This window comes from Streptomyces sp. B8-7 (assembly GCF_058833805.1).
This window is the reverse complement of sequence record NZ_JBYRRL010000004.1, coordinates 910,414-928,965: the sequence shown is the minus strand read 5'-3', so window position 1 is coordinate 928,965 and position 18,552 is coordinate 910,414. Positions and strand designations below refer to the sequence as shown.

Here is an 18,552-nt window from a genome sequence, read left to right as displayed (position 1 = left end):
CGGGCCCCCCGCTCTCCGCCCCCGGCCCTCGAGTCCTGCTCTCGCTACCGTCGGCCTCCGCTCTCTCGGGCGCCCTTGCTGCCTTCGGTCCCTGTTCCCGCGGGTCTGCGCTGCCGTCGGCCGGGCGGGCGTCCTCCCCGCGGTTCTCCCCGCTCTTCTTCTCCCCGCCGCCGGATGCACGCCGACGCGCGCCGGACCCGCGCCCCGGCTCCCGCCCGGACGCACACACCGCTCCCGCCGCGACGCGCGCGCCGAGTCCGCCGGCCGCCCTCGCTCTCCGCGGCCGGTCGGCTCTGTCAGTGGACGCCTATAACCTCGTAGGCGTGTCGTCTCTCGCGCTGTACCGCCGCTATCGCCCGGAGTCGTTCGCCGAGGTCATCGGGCAGGAGCATGTCACCGACCCGTTGCAGCAGGCGCTGCGGAACAACCGGGTCAACCACGCGTACCTGTTCAGCGGGCCGCGCGGCTGCGGCAAGACGACCAGCGCGCGCATCCTCGCCCGCTGCCTGAACTGCGAGCAGGGTCCCACCCCCACCCCCTGCGGGGAGTGCGAGTCCTGCCGGGACCTCGCCCGCAACGGACCCGGCTCCATCGATGTCATCGAGATCGACGCGGCCTCCCACGGTGGCGTCGACGACGCCCGTGACCTGCGGGAGAAGGCCTTCTTCGGGCCCGCCCGCAGCCGGTACAAGATCTACATCATCGACGAGGCCCACATGGTCACGTCGGCCGGTTTCAACGCGCTGCTCAAGGTCGTCGAGGAGCCGCCCGAGCACCTGAAGTTCATCTTCGCCACCACCGAGCCCGAGAAGGTCATCGGCACCATCCGCTCGCGGACCCACCACTACCCCTTCCGGCTCGTTCCGCCGGGGACACTCCGCGACTACCTCGGTGAGGTGTGCCACAGGGAGGACATCCCCGTCGAGGACGGGGTGCTGCCGCTCGTGGTGCGGGCCGGCGCCGGATCCGTGCGGGACTCCATGTCCGTCATGGACCAGCTCCTCGCGGGTGCGGCCGCGGACGGTGTGACCTACGCCATGGCGACCTCCCTGCTCGGCTACACCGAGGGCTCGCTCCTCGACTCCGTCGTCGAGGCCTTCGCCACCGGTGACGGCGCCGCCGCCTTCGAGGTCGTCGACCGGGTGATCGAGGGCGGCAACGACCCCCGCCGTTTCGTCGCCGACCTGCTGGAACGGCTCCGCGACCTCGTCATCCTCGCCGCCGTCCCCGACGCGGCCGACAAGGGCCTCATCGACGCCCCCGCCGACGTCGTCGAGCGCATGCAGGCCCAGGCCGGCACCTTCGGCGCCGCCGAGCTCAGCCGCGCCGCGGACCTGGTCAACGAAGGGCTGACCGAGATGCGCGGGGCCACCTCGCCGCGCCTCCAGCTGGAGCTGATCTGCGCGCGCGTGCTGCTTCCCGCCGCCTACGGCGACGAGCGTTCCGTCATGGCCCGCCTGGACCGCATCGAGCGGGGCGCGCACGTCTCGGCGGGGGCCGCGGCCGGCCCGCCCGCCGCGGGGTACGCCCCCGGGCCGGGGCCGCACGGGTCCCAGGCCGACGCGGGCGCCCCGGCCGCCGCCGTTGCGCCGGGCGGCGGTCCCGCCGCGGCCCGCGCCGCGGTCCGGGGAGCAGGCGCCCCGGCTCCCGCTGCGGCTCCCCCGCACTCCGCCACCGCCCCGGCCGCCCCTCCCACCCCGGCACCCTCACCGGCCCCGGAGCCTTCACCGACCCCGTCCGCATCTCCCGCCGCCGCATCTCCCGCCGCCGCGGCTTCCGCCGCGCCTGCGCCGCCTCCCGCCCCCACGCGGGAACCGGCCGTCGGGCACAGTGGCCCAGGGGGGACCCCGCCGCCCGCTCCCGCGACCTCGGAGCAGCCTGCCCCCGGCGCCTGGCCCACCGCGGCACCGCCCGGCGGGCGACGCCCCGGCGGCTGGCCCACCGCCGCCGCCCCCGGCGGCGGACGCCCCGCCGCCCCGGCCCCGCCGGCGGCCCCGTCGCCCGGCTCCGCCCCGACACCGGCCGCTCCTCCCGCACAGCCCGCTCCTCCCGCGCCCGCGCCCGGTGGCCTCGACCCGCGCGCGCTCTGGCCCGGCATCCTGGAGGCGGTGAAGAACCGCCGCCGCTTCACCTGGATCCTGCTCAGCCAGAACGCCCAGGTCGTGGGCTTCGACGGGACCACACTCCAGCTCGGTTTCATCAACGCCGGCGCCCGCGACAACTTCGCGGGCAGCGGCAGCGAGGACGTGCTGCGCCAGGCGCTGGCCGAGCAGTTCAACCTGCACTGGAAGATCGAGGCGGTCCTCGACCCCTCCGGTGGCGGCTCCGCGCCCCCCTTCGCCGGCGGCAGCCCGTCCGCCGGTGGTCACGCCTCCCAGCCGTCCGGCTCCTACGGCACCCCGTCCCCGGCCGCTCACGGTGCCCCGGCCTCCGGCGGCCCCGGTACCGCGGCGGGCTCCGGCGGCTACGGCACCCCCGCCCCGCCCCCGTCCGCCCCACCCTCCTCCGCCACCTCCCCGGCCTCCTCCGCGCGGCAGACCTCCGCGCCGTCCTCCACGGCCCCCTCGGCCCCCGGAGCCGGGCCCACCCCCCCGCCCGCCCGGGAACCTGCCCCCGCACCCGTGGCCCCCGAGGACGACATCCCCGAGGACGACGACCCCGACCTCGACGAATCGGCCCTCTCCGGCCAGGAGCTGATCGTGCGCGAGCTGGGTGCGACCGTGGTGGAGGAGTTCACCCACGAGCCGTGACGGCGAGCGGCGTCGCGGCCCGGACAGAGCTCCGGGGACGGTGGCCGGTGAAGCCTGAGCACCGGAGCACCTGAGCGCCGGAGGGCCTCCCGGCGAGCCCCTCCGGCGCACGGCTAGGAGGAAGCCACAACCCCGCCACCCCTTCCTCCTCGGCATCCCGCACAAAGCCCGCCCGCGCCTCCGGCTAGGCTGGCCCCCGTGAAGGTCCTCGTCATCGGCGGCGGCGCCCGCGAACACGCCCTGTGCCGCTCCCTGTCCCTCGACTCCGCCGTCACAGCGCTGCACTGCGCTCCCGGCAACGCCGGCATCGCGGAGGTCGCCGAGCTGCACCCGGTCGACGCCGTCGACGGGGCGGCCGTCGCCGCGCTGGCCACCGAGCTCGGTGCCGACCTGGTCGTCGTCGGCCCGGAGGCGCCGCTCGTCGCCGGAGTCGCCGACGCCGTCCGTGAGGCGGGCATCCCGGCCTTCGGCCCGTCCCGCCAGGCCGCGCAACTGGAAGGCTCCAAGGCCTTCGCCAAGGACGTCATGGCGGCCGCGGAGGTTCCGACGGCACGGTCGTACGTCTGTACGACCACCGAGGAGATCGACGAGGCCCTCGACGCCTTCGGTGCCCCGTACGTCGTCAAGGACGACGGCCTCGCCGCCGGCAAGGGCGTCGTCGTGACCTCCGACCTGCAGACCGCCCGGGCACACGCCGCGCGCTGCGTCGGCGCCCCGGACGCACCCGAGGAGCAGCGCGGGCAGGTCGTCATCGAGGAGTTCCTCGACGGCCCCGAGGTCTCCCTCTTCGCCGTCACCGACGGCGAGACGGTGGTGCCCCTGCAGCCCGCCCAGGACTTCAAGCGCGCCCTCGACGGCGACGAGGGCCCGAACACCGGCGGCATGGGCGCCTACTCCCCGCTGCCCTGGGCCGACCCGAAGCTGGTCGAGGAGGTGCTGGAGACCGTCCTGCAGCCCACCGTCGACGAACTGCGCCGACGAGGCACCCCCTTCTCCGGCCTGCTGTACGCCGGCCTGGCGATCACCTCGCGCGGCGTACGCGTCATCGAGTTCAACGCCCGCTTCGGCGACCCCGAGACCCAGGTCGTGCTGGCCCGGCTCAAGACGCCGCTGGCCGGAGTCCTGCTGGCCGCGGCCGAGGGCACCCTCGCCGACCTGGAGCCCCTGCGCTGGAGCGACGACGCGGCCGTCACGGTCGTCATCGCCTCGCACAACTACCCCGGCACCCCCCGCACCGGCGACCCCGTCACCGGTCTGGACGAGGTCGCCGCGCAGGACGCCCCGCTCGCCTACGTGCTGCACGCCGGCACCCGGCTCGACGGGGACGCCGTCGTCAGTGCGGGCGGCCGCGTCCTGTCCGTCACGGCCACCGGCACGGACCTCGCCGAGGCCCGCGAGCGGGCCTACCGGTCCGTGGCCCGGATCGGCCTCGACGGCGCCCAGCACCGTACGGACATCGCCGCGAAGGCCGCCGGAGCGTAGGGCCCGCGCGGGACGAGAGCCGGAGCCTCCGCAGTCCCCGCAGTCCCCGCAGTCCCCGCAGTCCCCGCAGTCCCCGCAGTCTCCGGTGCCTCCGGAGCCTCCGGAGCCCCCGGCGCCTCCGGAGCAGAGAGGACCGGCTCCGGCCCCACACCCCGCCGGGCACCCGCGCACCCCCGGCGGGCACCCGCGCTCCCGCCCCGCCGCGTATCCCGGCCCCGCCCGCCGCGGGCGTCACCCCGCCCCGCACGCCCGCCCCGCGCCCCGAACGCCGCACGCCGCGCGCGCCACCCCGCCCGGCCACCGCGGTCCGCACCGCTCCGGCGAACCCGCCGCGCCCACTCCACCGAAGCCTCCGGGCCCCGGTTCCGCCCCTCGGGAACCGGGGCCTGAAGCGTGTCCTGAACCGTGTCCTCCACCAGCACCTCTCCCCTGAGCCATTCCATCGGGTGACCGATCGGCTATACGGCTGACGAGGGACCGGGGCCCAACTATGGTGCGGCGCAAGCGTTCCGGCACTTGGCCCACCGGCATTGCGATGTCAGTGGTGGGTGCCACAGTGGGGGAGTGAGCAACGCCAGGAATGCACCAGCTCGGCAGCAAGGGGGTGGAGTCCGGTCGTGACCGGCATGGGTGAGGAAGCAGGTGCGCAGGCCGCCCGGTCGCGTGCCCTGGCCGTGCTGCGCGTGCGCGGCAGGGCGCTGGCCGTGGCTCTGCTGCCCGCCGCGGCGGCGGTGGTCCTGCTGGCGGGCGGCGCCACGGACCATCTCGTGGGGCCCGGCTGGGACAGCGCCCGCTGGGCCGTGACCGCCGTCGCCGTCGTCGTCCTGCTCGCGGCCGCGGGCATCGCCCTGGTCGTCGCCCGCGCCCGGCCCGCCCTCAGCCCGACGGTCCCCGTCGCCGAGGACGCGGCTCCCGACCTCTACCGGATGGTGCGCGACCTCGCCGAGCGCCTCGACGTCCCCGCGCCCTCGGCGATAGCGCTCACCCCGGACTGCGACAGCTGGCTGGAGGACCGCACCCACCCGGGACACGGCCCGGCCGCCCCGGAGCGCCACGACGAGATAGCCGGCCGTGCCGCGCGCCGCACGCCCGAGGCTCCCGTCCTCGTCATCGGCTCACCGTTCCTGTGGTGGATGCGCGTCGGTGAGCTGCGCGCCGTCCTCGCCCCCGTCGTCGCCGGTACGGGCCCGTCGGCGCATCCCGACATAGCCGCCGCCCGGCGTTTCGTACGGGGACTGGACGCCGCCGTGGCCGTCGCCGCGACACCGACCCGCTCGGCCGTCTCGCGGGTACTGCGGGCCGTCGTCGGCTGGGTGGTCCGGCCGATGCTCCGCGGCTGCCGGCAGCACGCCGTGGAGATGGAGCGCGGTGTGGCGGCGGCCGCCGCCGAGCGCGCGCAGACCGTGGACTACGGACTGCGCATCGCCGCCCAGGAGCAGGTGGGCCTCGCCTACGCGGGCTGGGACCGGCTGCTGACCAGGGTCGCGCTGCCCGCCTGGCGCATGGGCCGCTGGCCCTCCCGCCTCGACGTGGGCGTGGTGGCCGCGCTGACCGAACTGTCCCGCCGCGACCGGCTGGCCGAGGGATTCACCTCCCGGCTGGGCGAGCGACCCGCCTGCGACCTCCTGGAGGAGCCCGGCCTGGCCGACGAGGCCGCCTCCCTGCTGGCCGCCCGCCTCTTCCACGGCGGGCCCGCCGAGCCCGGCCCCGACTGGTCCCCGGTGGAGTGGCAGGACTATCCGGACGAGGTCGTCGACCGCAAGTGGCGCACCGATGCCGCCCGCCTGCACCGCGTCCTCGACACCCTCGGCGTCCGCGCCGCCGGCCCCCACTCCCAGGGCCCCACCCTGGCCCGCGTCCTGGACCACCTCGCCGACCCCGATGCCGCAGGGGCCGCCGGCACCCCGGACGCCCACACCCTGCTCACCCCGGACACGCCCCAGGACGGCACGACCTCCGCTCGGCGCGCAGCGGACGTGCCGCAGCCGGGCCCGCCCGAGGCGGACGGGCCGACGACGGACGGGCCGGCGACGGATGGGCCAGGGGCGGACGTGCCGGAAGCGGACACGGCGGGAACGGACACGGCGAACGCGGACACAGCGGGCGCGGACACGGCGGGAGCAGATACGGCGGGAGCAGATACGGCGGGAGCAGATACGGCGGGAGCGCAGGTGCCCGAGCGCCACCCGGAGCACGGCGAACCGGCCGGGGACGAAGGGCCCGAAAGGTCCGGCGCCACCGGCCGCTGCTCCGCCCTGGCCGAGGGCCTCACCGCCGCGCTGGCCCGGGAGGAGGCCGAGGCCCGCCCCGCGGCAGGCGCCTCCGCCGTGGGCCGCCCCGTCGGCACCGCCGAGTGGGACGACGGCCTTCCCCTCTTCCCGCTCCAGCCGCCCCGCACCCCGAGGGAACTGCTCGCCGACCACATCACCGCGCTGGTCTGCTGCTCGGCCGTGGACACCGCGGGCGCCGCCCCCGGCCTGGACTGGCTGGACGGCCCCTCGCTGCTCGTCGACGGCGAACGTGCCACGGACCTCACTCCGAGGGTCCTCAGCCTCATCGAGGACGGCGACCCCGCACCCCTGCGCTCCTGGCTGACCGAGGTGGGCATACGCCCGGAGAAGCCGGTGCGTCTGGTCTGAGCACCGGTCGGACCACTCATGGCCCACTCATGACCCCCTCATGGAGCGCTGGCCGGACCGCTGGCCGTACCGCTCCCCGGACCGGCGGTCCGGCCACGAGGCGGGGCAGGTCCGACCGGCCCCGCCGGACTCCGGACTCCGCCCGGTTCGGGCCCGGTCGGTTCCGACGCCGCCCGGTTCCAGACCGGCCCCGGCCCCCGAACTCCGGGCTGTACCTCCCGGCCACCGAGCCGCGGTCGCCTGTTCGAACGGAGCGGATACTTCCACTTTCGGTCAATCGAAGACGAACAGTGACGGCATCCGTGCGCAATGTGATGTGCTGGAATCCGTCGCGCTCATGGCAAGGGCGCCCGACATAGGACAGCCGCACCGACGCGAGGGGCCTGAGGGAGGGGAGCCATCATGGGATCGGAGCACGGATCCGCGCACCAGCCGGCGCACCGGGCGTCGCACGGACCGGCGGAGGCACCGGCGGAGGCACCGGCAGCGGCACCGGCAGAGGCACCGGCGGACGCACCGGCGAAGGGACCGGGGCACGAGCCGGTGCCGGGCCCCGCGCAGATCCGCCGCTGGGAGTCCGGAGCGCTCGCCCACGCCGTGACTGACCCCTTCGGCCAGGGCCCGGTCCCCTGGCTGCGAGGCAGCGAGACCTACTTCGACGACACCGGCCACGTCGTCCCCTGGTACGTGGACGCCGCGCCCGGCCAGACCGCACGCGAGGGCTCTCCACGCGTCCCGGCCCCCCGCAGCGCTCCCGGCCCGCCCGGCGCACCCCGCTCCGCCGACGACGTCCACCGTCAGATCAAAGGTTTCGCCTCCACCGGCGCGGTCGCCCCCGGCGAGGCCCTCGACTTCCACATCACGGTCGACCCGCCCCAGGAGTTCGGCGTCGACGTCTACCGCATCGGCCACTACGGCGGCGACGGCGCGGCCAAGATCACCACGAGCCCCCGTCTCTCCGGGATCGTCCAGCCGCCGCCCCTGACCGCCGACCGCACGGTCTCCTGTCACCACTGGTGGCTGTCCTGGCGCCTCCAGGTCCCCTCCTACTGGAGCAACGGCGCCTACGTCGCCGTCCTGACCACCGCCGACGGCTACCGCTCCCACATCCCCTTCACCGTCCGCGACGACCACCCCGCCGACCTGCTGCTGCTCCTGCCCGACCTCACCTGGCAGGCGTACAACCTCTACCCGGAGGACGGCCACACCGGCGCCAGCCTCTACCACGCCTGGGACGAGCAGGGCCGTCTCCTCGGCGAGGCCGACGCCGCCACGACGGTGTCCTTCGACCGGCCGTACGCGGGCGCGGGCCTCCCGCTCCACGTCGGCCACGCCTACGACTTCATCCGCTGGGCCGAGCGCTACGGCTACGACCTCGCCTACGCGGACGCCCGCGACCTGCACGCCGGCCGCGTCGACCCCACCCGCTACCGGGGGCTGGTCTTCCCCGGCCACGACGAGTACTGGTCCGACCGGATGCGCCGCACCGTGGAGCGGGCCCGCGACGGCGGCACCTCCCTGGTCCTGCTCTCCGCCAACACCATGTACTGGCGCGTCGAGCTGGGCCCCTCCCCGTCCGGGGTGCCCGACCGTCTGCTCACCTGCCGCAAACGCAAAGGGCCGGGCAAGGCCTGGCTGTGGCGCGAGATCGACCGCCCCGAGCAGCAGCTGGCAGGCATCCAGTACGCCGGCCGGGTGCCCGAACCGCACCCGATGATCGTCCGCAACGCACGCCACTGGCTGTGGGAGGCGACCGGAGCACACGACGGCGACCCGATCGACGGCCTGGTCGCGGGCGAGGCCGACCGCTACTTCCCGCGCGTGCCGCTGCCCGAGCACGACGAACGCGTCCTGCTCGCCCACTCCCCGTACACCGACGGCGAGGGCGCCCAACGCCACCAGGAGACCAGCCTGTACCGCGCGCCCTCCGGAGCCTGGGTCTTCGCGTCCGGAACGTTCGCCTGGTCTCCCGCCCTGGACCGCCCCGGGCACGTCGACCCCCGTGTCCAGCGCGCCACCGCGAACCTCCTCGACCGCATCTGCAAACGGGACTGACCCGTACCGGCGAGCACCCCCGACCTCGGCCCCCGTGTCCGAGCCGTCCCCGCGATACGGGAGAATCGAGCCACTTGGACAGAACCACGGGGAGGAACCGTGTCCGGATTCGTCGAAAAGCCCGAGCCGGCCCAGGTGCCCGGCCTGGTGCATCTGCACACCGGCAAGGTGCGCGACCTGTACCGGAACGAGGCGGGCGACCTCGTGATGGTCGCCAGCGACCGCATCTCCGCCTACGACTGGGTACTGCCCACCGAGATCCCCGACAAGGGCCGCGTACTCACCCGGCTCTCCCTGTGGTGGTTCGACCAGCTCTCCGACCTGGCCCCGAACCACGTCCTGAGCACCGAGCTGCCCGCCGGAGTCCCCGCCGACTGGGCGGGACGCACCCTGGTCTGCAAGTCCCTCGCGATGGTCCCGGTGGAGTGCGTGGCCCGCGGCTACCTCACCGGCTCCGGCCTGGCCGAGTACAACGCCTCCCGTACGGTCTGCGGTCTGGCCCTGCCCGAGGGCCTCGTCGACGGCTCCGAACTGCCCGCCCCGATCTTCACCCCCGCCACCAAGGCCGAGGTCGGCGAGCACGACGAGAACGTCTCCTACGAGGAGGTCGCCCGCCAGGTCGGCGCCGCCACCGCCGCCGAGCTCCGCCGGACGACTCTGGCCGTGTACGGCCGCGCCCGCGACATCGCCCGGGAGCGGGGCATCGTGCTCGCGGACACCAAGTTCGAGTTCGGCTACGACGGTGACGAACTGGTCCTCGCCGACGAGGTCCTCACCCCGGACTCCTCCCGCTTCTGGCCGGCCGACGCCTGGCAGCCGGGCCGCGCGCAGCCGTCGTACGACAAGCAGTTCGTGCGCGACTGGCTGACCTCGGCGGAGTCCGGCTGGGACCGCGGGAGCGAGCAGCCCCCGCCCGCCCTGCCGGACAGGGTGGTCGAGGCCACCCGCGCCAAGTACATCGAGGCCTACGAGCGCCTCACCGGCACCCGCTGGAGCTGAGCCCGGGCCGGGAGCCCGGACACGAAGAGACCCCCGGCACAGGCCGGGGGTCTTCATCGAAGAGCGGACGACGAGGCTCGAACTCGCGACCTCAACCTTGGCAAGGTTGCGCTCTACCAACTGAGCTACGTCCGCAGTGCGCCGTGGCGCGACAGCAACTATACCCAAACCCGCAGGCGCCCGGGACCACCGTCGGGCGACGGCCCCGGACCGCCCGCCGCACCGCCCGCCGCGCGGCGGGACCGACGAACCGACCCGGGCGGGGTGCCCCGTCGCCGCCGACCGCCGCACCGGCGGTCCGGCCGGTCCCCGCGCGCAGCCCGCCCTTCCCGCACCCCGCCCCGCCTCGCGGGAGCCCGTCCTTCGCCCGCCGTACGGGCCTGCTACCAACTCCCGCCCCGCCTCGTGCCTTTCCACCCGGCACCGCTCGCGGCGCCCGCAGCCCCCTGGCTCTGCCGTCGCACCCGCTGGCCGGCCGCGCCGGGCAGCCGCCCCGGCGCGGCCGGCGGCCCCGCACCGTGACGCGGGCGTGGGCTCGGCCGTGATCACGGTGCCGCGGACCGGCAGCCCGCCCCCACGGATGTGGCAGCCTTCACATCACGGTCTCGCGGTCTCGCGGCATCGCCGCCGTCCCGGCGATCCGACGTCGGGACGACCGGACGGCGGCGATCCGGGCGCGGGACCGATCCGACGTCGGCGACCAGGCTCACCGGCCGACCCGACGGCGGCGATCCGCTGACGGGCTGACCCGAGGGCGGGCCGGACCGACGGCGCCGGCCCCGCACCGCATCCACACCGCCCCATTCCCCGGTGCCGCAATCACGGTGCCGCAATCACGGTGCCGTGAAGAGGGACACGCAAGGACGGCGACGCGAACCCGGGCAGGCGTCCACGGGCAGACATCGACGGGCAGGCGTCGACGGGGAGACATCCGGGGGCACGGAAAAGACCCCGGTCGAAACGACCGGGGTCTTCATCGAAGAGCGGACGACGAGGCTCGAACTCGCGACCTCAACCTTGGCAAGGTTGCGCTCTACCAACTGAGCTACGTCCGCATTGCCTCCGACCGGCTCTCACCGATCGGCGCGAGCACCAGCCTACCTGATCCACAAGAGTGGTCGGGACGGCGGTGCAGAGCGGGTGACAGGAATTGCACACTGCGCCTTCCCCCTGGAAGGGGGATGTTCTACTACTGAACTACACCCGCATGCCGCTGTGAGCTGGGTTTCCGGGCCCCGCTCCGTGGCGTGCCCCTGACTCTAGCTGATCAGCAGGGGTGCTGTGCAAGTCCGGTGCGCCGAGGGGCGGCTGAGCGGGCGCCGTCGACTCTCACGGGGCGTCAGCGAACCCGCCGGGCCCGCGGCGACGCCCCTGCCGGGCAGCGCCCCGGGCCGGGTCCCGAACCGGCTCCGGAACCCGGCTCCGGAACCCGGCTCCGGAACCCGGCTCCGAGCCGGAGCCCGACGGCGACCCGGGCAGGAGTCGCCACCCGCCCGCAGCGCGCCCTCCGGCGCGAGCGGGGTGCCGGTCCGCCGGATCTCACCGGGAGGCGGCGAACGCCTCGTACACCCGCTTGGGGATGCGGCCGCGTGCCGGGACGTCCATCTTGTTGGCCTGGGCCCACGCGCGGACCGCGGCGGGATCGGGGGCGACCTCCGTCTGGCGGTAGGTGCGGCCCGACTTCGCCCGCTTGCGGCCGGCCTCCACGTAGGGCGCGAGCGCCTCACGGAGTTTCCCGGCATTGGCTTCGTTCAGGTCGATCTCGTACGACTTGCCGTCGAGTCCGAAGGCGATCGTCTCGGCCGCTTCCGAGCCGTCGATGTCGTCGAAGAGAGTGACCACGACCTTCTGCGCCACGAATATCGGTCCCTTCGTACGGCACTCCATACAGCTCAGCTGCCATGACGTGCCGAGTTTGTCGGCTATTGCCAATTCATTTGTACAGTGCCCGGCATTGCAAAGTGAAGCCCGACTAAATCTCTCCGCGTGTCCGTGCGCAATAGGTATCGCCCACCGCTTCGGCGATCTTTCCCGGAACTTTTCCCGAACGCACCCCTCCGAGACCGGATCGTGATGGCCGTCACGTAGGTTCCTCCTACTCTACTCGCGTAGAAATTTTGTACGGGTAGTCTGAAGGAACCTGCTCAGCACCACACACCGGGAGTGCCAGTGGCACGCGTCGTAGTCGACGTCATGCTCAAGCCGGAGATCCTCGACCCCCAGGGCCAGGCGGTGCAGCGCGCACTGCCGCGGCTCGGTTTCGACGGCATCTCGGACGTCCGCCAGGGAAAGCGATTCGAACTGGAAGTTGACGGGCCGGTCGACGAGGCCGTGCTCGCCCGCATCCACGATCTTGCGGAATCCTTCCTCGCGAACACCGTGATCGAGGACTTCACCGTCAAGGTCGAGGACGTCGCGGAGGCCGTGAAGTGACCGCTCGTATCGGCGTCGTCACTTTTCCGGGAAGTCTCGACGACCGGGACACCCAGCGCGCGATCCGCCTCGCGGGCGCCGAACCGGTGGCCCTGTGGCACAAGGACAAGGACCTCAAGCAGGTCGACGCGGTCGTCCTGCCCGGCGGCTTCTCCTACGGCGACTACCTGCGCGCCGGCGCCATCTCCCGCTTCTCCCCGGTCATGGAGACCGTGATCGGGCAGGCCCGCGCCGGACTGCCGGTCCTCGGCATCTGCAACGGCTTCCAGATCCTCACCGAGGCCCACCTGCTGCCCGGCGGCATGCTCGGCAACGACCACCTGCACTTCATCTGCCGCGACCAGAAGCTCCGGGTGGAGAACGCGGGGACCGCCTGGACCGGCGACTACGAGCAGGGCCAGGAGATCCACATCCCGCTCAAGAACATGGACGGCCGCTACGTCGCCGACCGGTACACGCTGGACCGGCTGGAGGGCGAGGGCCGGGTCGCCTTCCGCTATCTGGACGTCAACCCCAACGGCTCGCTCAACGACATCGCCGGCATCACCAACGAGGCGGGCAACGTCGTCGGCCTCATGCCGCACCCCGAGCACGCCGTGGAGCCGCTGATCGGCAGCGGCCGCACCGACGGCCTCCCCTTCTTCACCTCGATCCTCAAGAAGCTGGTCAACGCATGAGCCGCACGCCTCTGGACACGGTCGAGCACGCGGCCGCGACCCCCGACGTCGAGCTGCCCTGGGCCGAACTCGGCCTGAAGAAGGACGAGTACGAGCGCGTCGTCGAGATCCTCGGCCGCCGCCCCACCGGTGCCGAACTGGCCATGTACTCGGTCATGTGGTCCGAGCACTGCTCGTACAAGTCCTCCAAGGTGCACCTGCGCCAGTTCGGCGAGAAGGCCCCCGAGTCGGACGCGCTGCTCGTCGGCATCGGCGAGAACGCCGGCGTCGTCGACGTCGGCCAGGGCTACGCCGTCACCTTCAAGGTCGAGTCGCACAACCACCCCTCGTACGTGGAGCCCTACCAGGGTGCGGCCACCGGCGTGGGCGGCATCGTCCGCGACATCATCGCGATGGGCGCCCGCCCCGTCGCCGTCGTCGACCCGCTGCGCTTCGGTGCGGCCGACCACCCCGACACCAAGCGCGTCCTGCCCGGCGTCGTCGCCGGCATCGGCGGCTACGGCAACTGCCTCGGCCTGCCCAACATCGGCGGCGAGGTCGTCTTCGACTCCTGCTACCAGGGCAACCCGCTGGTCAACGCCGGTGCCATCGGCGTGATGCGGCACGAGGACATCCACCTGGCGAAGGCCTCCGGCGCCGGCAACCAGGTCATCCTGTACGGGGCCCGCACCGGCGGCGACGGCATCGGCGGCGCCTCCATCCTCGCCTCGGAGACCTTCGACGACGCCAAGCCGTCCAAGCGGCCCGCCGTCCAGGTCGGCGACCCCTTCCAGGAGAAGCTCCTCATCGAGTGCACCCTGGAGGCCTTCCGCGAGAAGCTCGTCGTCGGCATCCAGGACCTCGGCGCGGCCGGCCTGTCCTGCGCCACCTCCGAACTCGCCTCCAACGGCTCCGGCGGCATGCGCGTCACCCTGGACGACGTCCCCCTGCGCGACTCCACGCTCTCCCCCGAGGAGATCCTGATGAGCGAGTCGCAGGAAAGGATGTGCGCGGTCGTCGAGCCCGAGAAGGTCGACCGCTTCCTTGAGATCTGCGCGAAGTGGGACGTCATCGCCACCGTCATCGGCGAGGTCACCGACGGCGACCGGCTGGAGATCTTCTGGCACGGCGGGAAGATCGTCGACGTCGACCCGCGCACCGTCGCCCACGACGGCCCGGTCTACGAACGCCCCTACGCCCGCCCGTCCTGGCAGGACGCCCTCCAGGCGGACGACGCGAACAAGCTGCCCCGCCCGGCCGATGCCCAGGAGCTGCGCGACCACGTCATGCGGCTGGTCGCCTCCCCCAACCAGGCCTCCAAGAAGTGGATCACGTCCCAGTACGACCACTTCGTGCAGGGCAACACCGTCCTCGCCCAGCCCGAGGACTCCGGCATGATCCGCATCGACGAGCAGTCCGGCCTCGGCGTGGCCATCGCCACCGACGGCAACGGCCGGTACGCCAAGCTCGACCCGTACACGGGCGCGCAGCTGGCCCTCGCCGAGGCCTACCGCAACGTGGCGACGACCGGCGCCAGGCCGCTCGCCGTCTCCGACTGCCTCAACTTCGGCTCCCCGGAGGACCCGGCGGTCATGTGGCAGTTCGCCGAGGCCGTACGCGGCCTCGCCGACGCCTGCCTGCAGCTCGGCACCCCGGTGACCGGCGGCAACGTCTCCCTCTACAACCAGACGGGCGAGGCCGCCATCCACCCGACCCCGGTCGTCGCGGTCCTCGGCGTCATCGACGACGTGGCGCGCCGCACCCCGGTCGCCTTCCAGGAGGACGGCCAGCTGCTCTACCTGCTCGGCGACACCCGCGAGGAGTTCGGCGGCTCGGCCTGGTCCCAGGTCGTCCACGACCACCTCGGCGGTCTGCCCCCGCAGGTCGACCTGGAGCGCGAACGGCTGCTCGCCGAGATCCTGATCTCCGCCTCCCGCGACGGCATGATCGACTCCGCGCACGACCTGTCCGACGGCGGCCTGATCCAGGCGGTGGTCGAGTCGGCCCTGCTCGGCGGCAAGGGCGCCCGCCTGGTCGTCCCCGACGGCCTCGACGCGTTCACGTTCCTCTTCTCCGAGTCGGCCGGCCGCGCCGTCGTCGCCGTCCCGCGTTCCGAAGAGGTCCGCTTCAACGACATGTGCGGTGCACGCGGCCTCCCCGCCGCCCGTATCGGCGTCGTCGACGGCGACACGGTCGAGCTGCAGGGCGAGTTCACCCTCACCCTGGAGGAACTCCGCACGGCCCACGAGGAGACGATCCCGGCGCTGCTGGCGTAAGGGCGCCGCCGTTCGCCTCGCGGCGTCGCGCTCTACGCATCCGGCGCCGCGATCTCGGTCCTCCGCGGTGCGTGTCCCGGACGGCCCCGCCCGCCACGGCGGGGCCGTCGGCGTGTCCGTCGCGTCCGGGCGTTTGCCGCCGTCCGGGCGTCCGCCCGCCCTCACCCCTCCCGCGGACTCCCGAGGTTGCCGAGGCTGCCGAGACCGATGCCTTTGAACGGGGCCGGCGAAGGGGGCGGGGAGGGGGAGGTACCTCGGGCGGGGTCCGGCCGCGGACCGGCCTCGGACCGGGTGGCATGAGCCGGCGCCGAGCCGGAGCCGAGCCGGCGCCGGAGCGGGGCCGAGCCGGAGCAGCAGGGCCAGGCCGGAGAGCACACACGGTCCCACTGAGCAGCAGGCTCACCGGGCGGTCTCCTCCTCCGCCGACTCCGTTCCTCCGCCAACTCCGTCTCCGTGACGAGGGACTGCCGCTCGGGGCGGTCGGCGTGCCGCACCCAGACGAACGCCTCCCCGGCATCGGCCCCGCCATACCCCGACCCGACCTGGACGACGCCCCCCTCGAACGGCTCGGGACGCTCATGCCGACGCGCTTCGGCGGGACGTAGCTGGTGCCGCGGACCCGGTCGCCGACCGAGGAGGGGGCGTCGGTGTGGGGGCGGGGGGGGTGGAGGTTTGGCTGGTCCCGGGATCACGGTGGCGCTCGCTCCAGGCGAGTCGCAGGCGAACGCAGAGCTTCCACCGGGAGTGGCACATACCGAAAGGTCGGCATTGTCCCGCGCAAGGCGTGCGCAGGCTGCCGCACTCCGAGCATGACCGGTCACGTGCCGGGCACGCGGCGCCAACTGGTCGTCAGCTCCGTACGATTGGCGGGCATGGCCGCAGAGGGGGCGGCGCAGTGGCGACGAAGACGGGGCCGACGATCCGGCGCAGTGAGGCAGACGACAGCTGCGTAGAGGTGGCCCAGGCGGCCCCGCTCCCTGTCCGGGTGGCGGTCCGCGACTCCAAGGACGTCGGCGGCCCAGCCCGGTGCTTCACGCAGTCGGCGTGGACAACCTTCGTGACCGGGGCGGCCACGCTGGACGGGGCGGGCGCGCCGGACGGGGCGGGCGCGCCGGACGGGGCGGGCGCGCCGGACGGGGCGGGCGCGCCGGACGTGAGGTTGGGGTGGGTTGGTGTGGGGCGGTGTGGGAGGAGTCCGGGTGGGGCCGCCCGCTTCTTTCGCAGTGTCGTGCTTCCACGGGGCGCGTCAAGGGCGCTCCGCCTCCGGCTCCGCGTCGCCTACGGCGATGGCCCTGCGGGCCACCCTTGACCCGCCCCGCTCCAGCACGGCAGAGAAGCGAGCGAACGGCCCGGAAAGACGGGTAGCCCGCAGCGTCACCCCCTCAGGTCCCCTTGCCTGCCCGACCGCGCTTAGGGCCGCACCCGCGCCTCGCCAGCACGCCGGGCGGGTTGAGCGGCTGTCGGGTGGTAGGGGGTGGGGGCTGTGTGCTGGGGATAGGCGTCGCATGGCAGGTGCCTGCCGGGCCCGCACCCGCGCCTCGCCAGCACGCCGGGCGGGTTGAGCGGCTGTCGGGTGGTAGGGGGTGGGGGCTGTGTGCTGGGGATAGGCGTCGCATGGCAGGTCCCCGCCGGGCCCGCACCCGCGCCTCGCCAGCACGCCGGGCGGGTTGGGCGGCCACCCGTCGGTGGGCGCTCGGGGGTGGGTGCTGCGGACGGGCCGAAAGGCGAGCCCTGTCGGGGGCGCATCCCCGCCTCGCCAGTAGGCCGGGCGGGTTGAGCGGCTGTCCGGTGGTGGGGGGTGCGGGGAGGTGCGGGGGGCTGTGTATTGGGGATGCTGGGGTCGCATGGCAGGGCCTGCCGGGCCCGCATCCGCGTCTCGTCGGCACGCCGGGCGGGTTGGGCGGCCACCCGTCGGTGGGCGCTCGGGGGTGGGTACTGCGGACGGGCCGAAAGGCGAGCCCTGTCGGGGGCGCGTCCGCGTCTCGTCGGCACGCCGGGCGGGTTGGGCGGCCACCCGTCGGTGGCGGGTTGGGGGCTGCCGGGGACGGTGTCATGTGGCCGGTCTCTGCCGGGTGGGTGTGGCGGCTTGTACCTGGTGGCAGGACGCGCGCGGGCGATGCGAGGTAGCCGGGCAGGGATGGCGGCACGTCCGAGGACAGGCGACGCGCGCCGGGGGAGGGCGCATGGCGGAGCCGCGCAACACACACCACACCGGTAACACCACCCCCATCACCCTCACCAGCCCCCTCAAACGGCACTGCACCCCACCCCACGAGCCCCGTGAGTCACACCAACACCACCCCACCAGGGAAAAGGAGGATCCCGGCCACCTTCAGGCGGGGACGGGCAGGTGGCAGGGGGCGGAGTGGCCCAGATCCTCCAAACACCACCCTGACACCCCGGACCACCACCACCTGAGCCCCACCAACACCACCCCTCCCCCAGGACACACCCCAGCCCCAGCCTTCAGCAGCCGAAACCCACTCACCCACACGCCGCGCCCCGCCCCGCCCCGCACGCAGGCGAGGCGATGCCGTGCCCGTCCCCAGGGCACGGCCCCTAACCCCCCACCGGCGGGTGGCCGCTGAGCCGTCCCGGCGTGCTAGCGAGGCGCGGATGCGGTGGCCGTCCGGTCGGGTCGATGCTGCGCAACGCTGCTGGGGCGTGAGTGCTGCCTGGCCCCCGCTTTCTCCGGGCCGTTCGCTCGCTTCTCTCCGCCGTGTGGCACGGGGCGGTTTAGGGTGGCCGCAGGGCCATCGCCGCAGGCGACGCGAAGCCGAAGGCGCAGCGCCCTTGACCCGCCCCGCGCAAGCACGACACTGCGAAAGAAGCGGGCGGCCCCACCCGGACTCCTCCCACACCGCCCCACACCAACACCCCTTCCACCCGCCTCGCGTCTCCCGGCCCGAACCCACGGCGAACGGCCCGTGCATCCAGCCCAGCTGCCCGGCCCTCACCGCCCAGCCCCGCCTCCACCGATGCTCCGCCCCGCCCCGCCCACGGCCCGGGAGTCGTCGCCGAACCCGCCGGGCGTGTCGGCGAGACCCTGATGCGCCAACCCGGCGGGGACCTGCCGCGCGATGCCCGCTTTCGGCTCTCACCCCCGGACGTCCCACCGACGGGTGGCCGCTGCACCCACCAGCGTGCAGGCGAGACGCTGATGCGCCTGCCCGGTCCGCTGCCACCTTTCGGCGCCCATTCCCCACGCTCATCCCCGGACGTCCCACCGGCGGGTGGCCGCTGAGCCGTCCCGGCGTGCTAG

Annotated in this window: 10 protein-coding genes and 3 tRNA genes; 9 read left to right on the top strand and 4 right to left on the bottom strand. The window is 74.1% G+C overall.

Features of this window, described 5'->3' with window-relative positions; all coding sequences use genetic code 11:
- Positions 1-323: 323 nt before the first annotated feature.
- The 5 genes from AC5K6T_RS24085 to AC5K6T_RS24065 all read left to right on the top strand — a co-directional run bounded on the left by AC5K6T_RS24085 (position 324) and on the right by AC5K6T_RS24065 (position 9,925).
- Positions 324-2,750, top strand: coding sequence for a DNA polymerase III subunit gamma and tau (locus AC5K6T_RS24085; RefSeq protein ID WP_493212068.1), 2,427 nt, complete (start codon positions 324-326; stop codon positions 2,748-2,750).
- A gap of 198 nt (positions 2,751-2,948) precedes the next feature.
- Complete coding sequence (gene purD / locus AC5K6T_RS24080) at positions 2,949-4,232, top strand: phosphoribosylamine--glycine ligase (RefSeq protein ID WP_493212066.1); 1,284 nt, start codon at positions 2,949-2,951, stop codon at positions 4,230-4,232.
- Between the two features lie 617 nt (positions 4,233-4,849).
- Positions 4,850-6,871: a hypothetical protein gene (locus tag AC5K6T_RS24075; RefSeq protein ID WP_493212064.1), complete on the top strand. Its 2,022-nt coding sequence runs from the start codon at positions 4,850-4,852 to the stop codon at positions 6,869-6,871.
- A 543-nt stretch (positions 6,872-7,414) separates the two neighbouring features.
- A complete protein-coding gene (locus AC5K6T_RS24070) occupies positions 7,415-8,926 on the top strand; it encodes a N,N-dimethylformamidase beta subunit family domain-containing protein (protein WP_493212063.1) in 1,512 nt (503 codons plus the stop codon).
- A 99-nt stretch (positions 8,927-9,025) separates the two neighbouring features.
- Positions 9,026-9,925, top strand: a complete 900-nt coding sequence (locus AC5K6T_RS24065) for a phosphoribosylaminoimidazolesuccinocarboxamide synthase (RefSeq protein ID WP_493212061.1) — start codon at positions 9,026-9,028, stop codon at positions 9,923-9,925.
- A 62-nt stretch (positions 9,926-9,987) separates the two neighbouring features.
- Here AC5K6T_RS24065 and AC5K6T_RS24060 read toward each other — a convergent pair.
- The 4 genes from AC5K6T_RS24060 to AC5K6T_RS24045 all read right to left on the bottom strand — a co-directional run bounded on the left by AC5K6T_RS24060 (position 9,988) and on the right by AC5K6T_RS24045 (position 11,782).
- Positions 9,988-10,060 (bottom strand) — tRNA-Gly (locus AC5K6T_RS24060).
- 847 nt (positions 10,061-10,907) lie between these two features.
- Positions 10,908-10,980 (bottom strand) — tRNA-Gly (locus AC5K6T_RS24055).
- Positions 10,981-11,060: 80 nt separating this feature from the next.
- Positions 11,061-11,132: transfer RNA gene (locus AC5K6T_RS24050), tRNA-Gly, on the bottom strand.
- Between the two features lie 332 nt (positions 11,133-11,464).
- A complete protein-coding gene (locus AC5K6T_RS24045; RefSeq protein WP_493212214.1) occupies positions 11,465-11,782 on the bottom strand; it encodes a histone-like nucleoid-structuring protein Lsr2 in 318 nt (105 codons plus the stop codon).
- 312 nt (positions 11,783-12,094) lie between these two features.
- Here AC5K6T_RS24045 and purS point away from each other — a divergent pair, with 312 nt between their 5' ends.
- The 4 genes from purS (at position 12,095) to AC5K6T_RS24025 (ending at position 16,599) form a co-directional block, all read left to right on the top strand.
- Positions 12,095-12,358, top strand: a complete 264-nt coding sequence (gene purS / locus AC5K6T_RS24040; protein WP_493212059.1) for a phosphoribosylformylglycinamidine synthase subunit PurS — start codon at positions 12,095-12,097, stop codon at positions 12,356-12,358.
- Positions 12,355-13,035 carry a phosphoribosylformylglycinamidine synthase subunit PurQ gene (purQ, locus tag AC5K6T_RS24035; protein ID WP_493212058.1) on the top strand — a complete coding sequence of 227 codons (681 nt, stop codon included), beginning with the start codon at positions 12,355-12,357 and terminating at the stop codon, positions 13,033-13,035. Before purS ends, purQ begins: the two co-directional genes overlap by 4 nt.
- The gene (gene purL / locus AC5K6T_RS24030) at positions 13,032-15,290 is read left to right on the top strand and encodes a phosphoribosylformylglycinamidine synthase subunit PurL (RefSeq protein WP_493212056.1); all 2,259 of its coding nucleotides are present in this window, start codon (positions 13,032-13,034) and stop codon (positions 15,288-15,290) included. The genes purQ and purL overlap by 4 nt, the downstream gene beginning before the upstream one ends.
- Before the next feature lie 649 nt (positions 15,291-15,939).
- Positions 15,940-16,599 carry a DUF397 domain-containing protein gene (locus tag AC5K6T_RS24025; protein ID WP_493212054.1) on the top strand — a complete coding sequence of 220 codons (660 nt, stop codon included), beginning with the start codon at positions 15,940-15,942 and terminating at the stop codon, positions 16,597-16,599.
- Positions 16,600-18,552 lie beyond the last annotated feature (1,953 nt).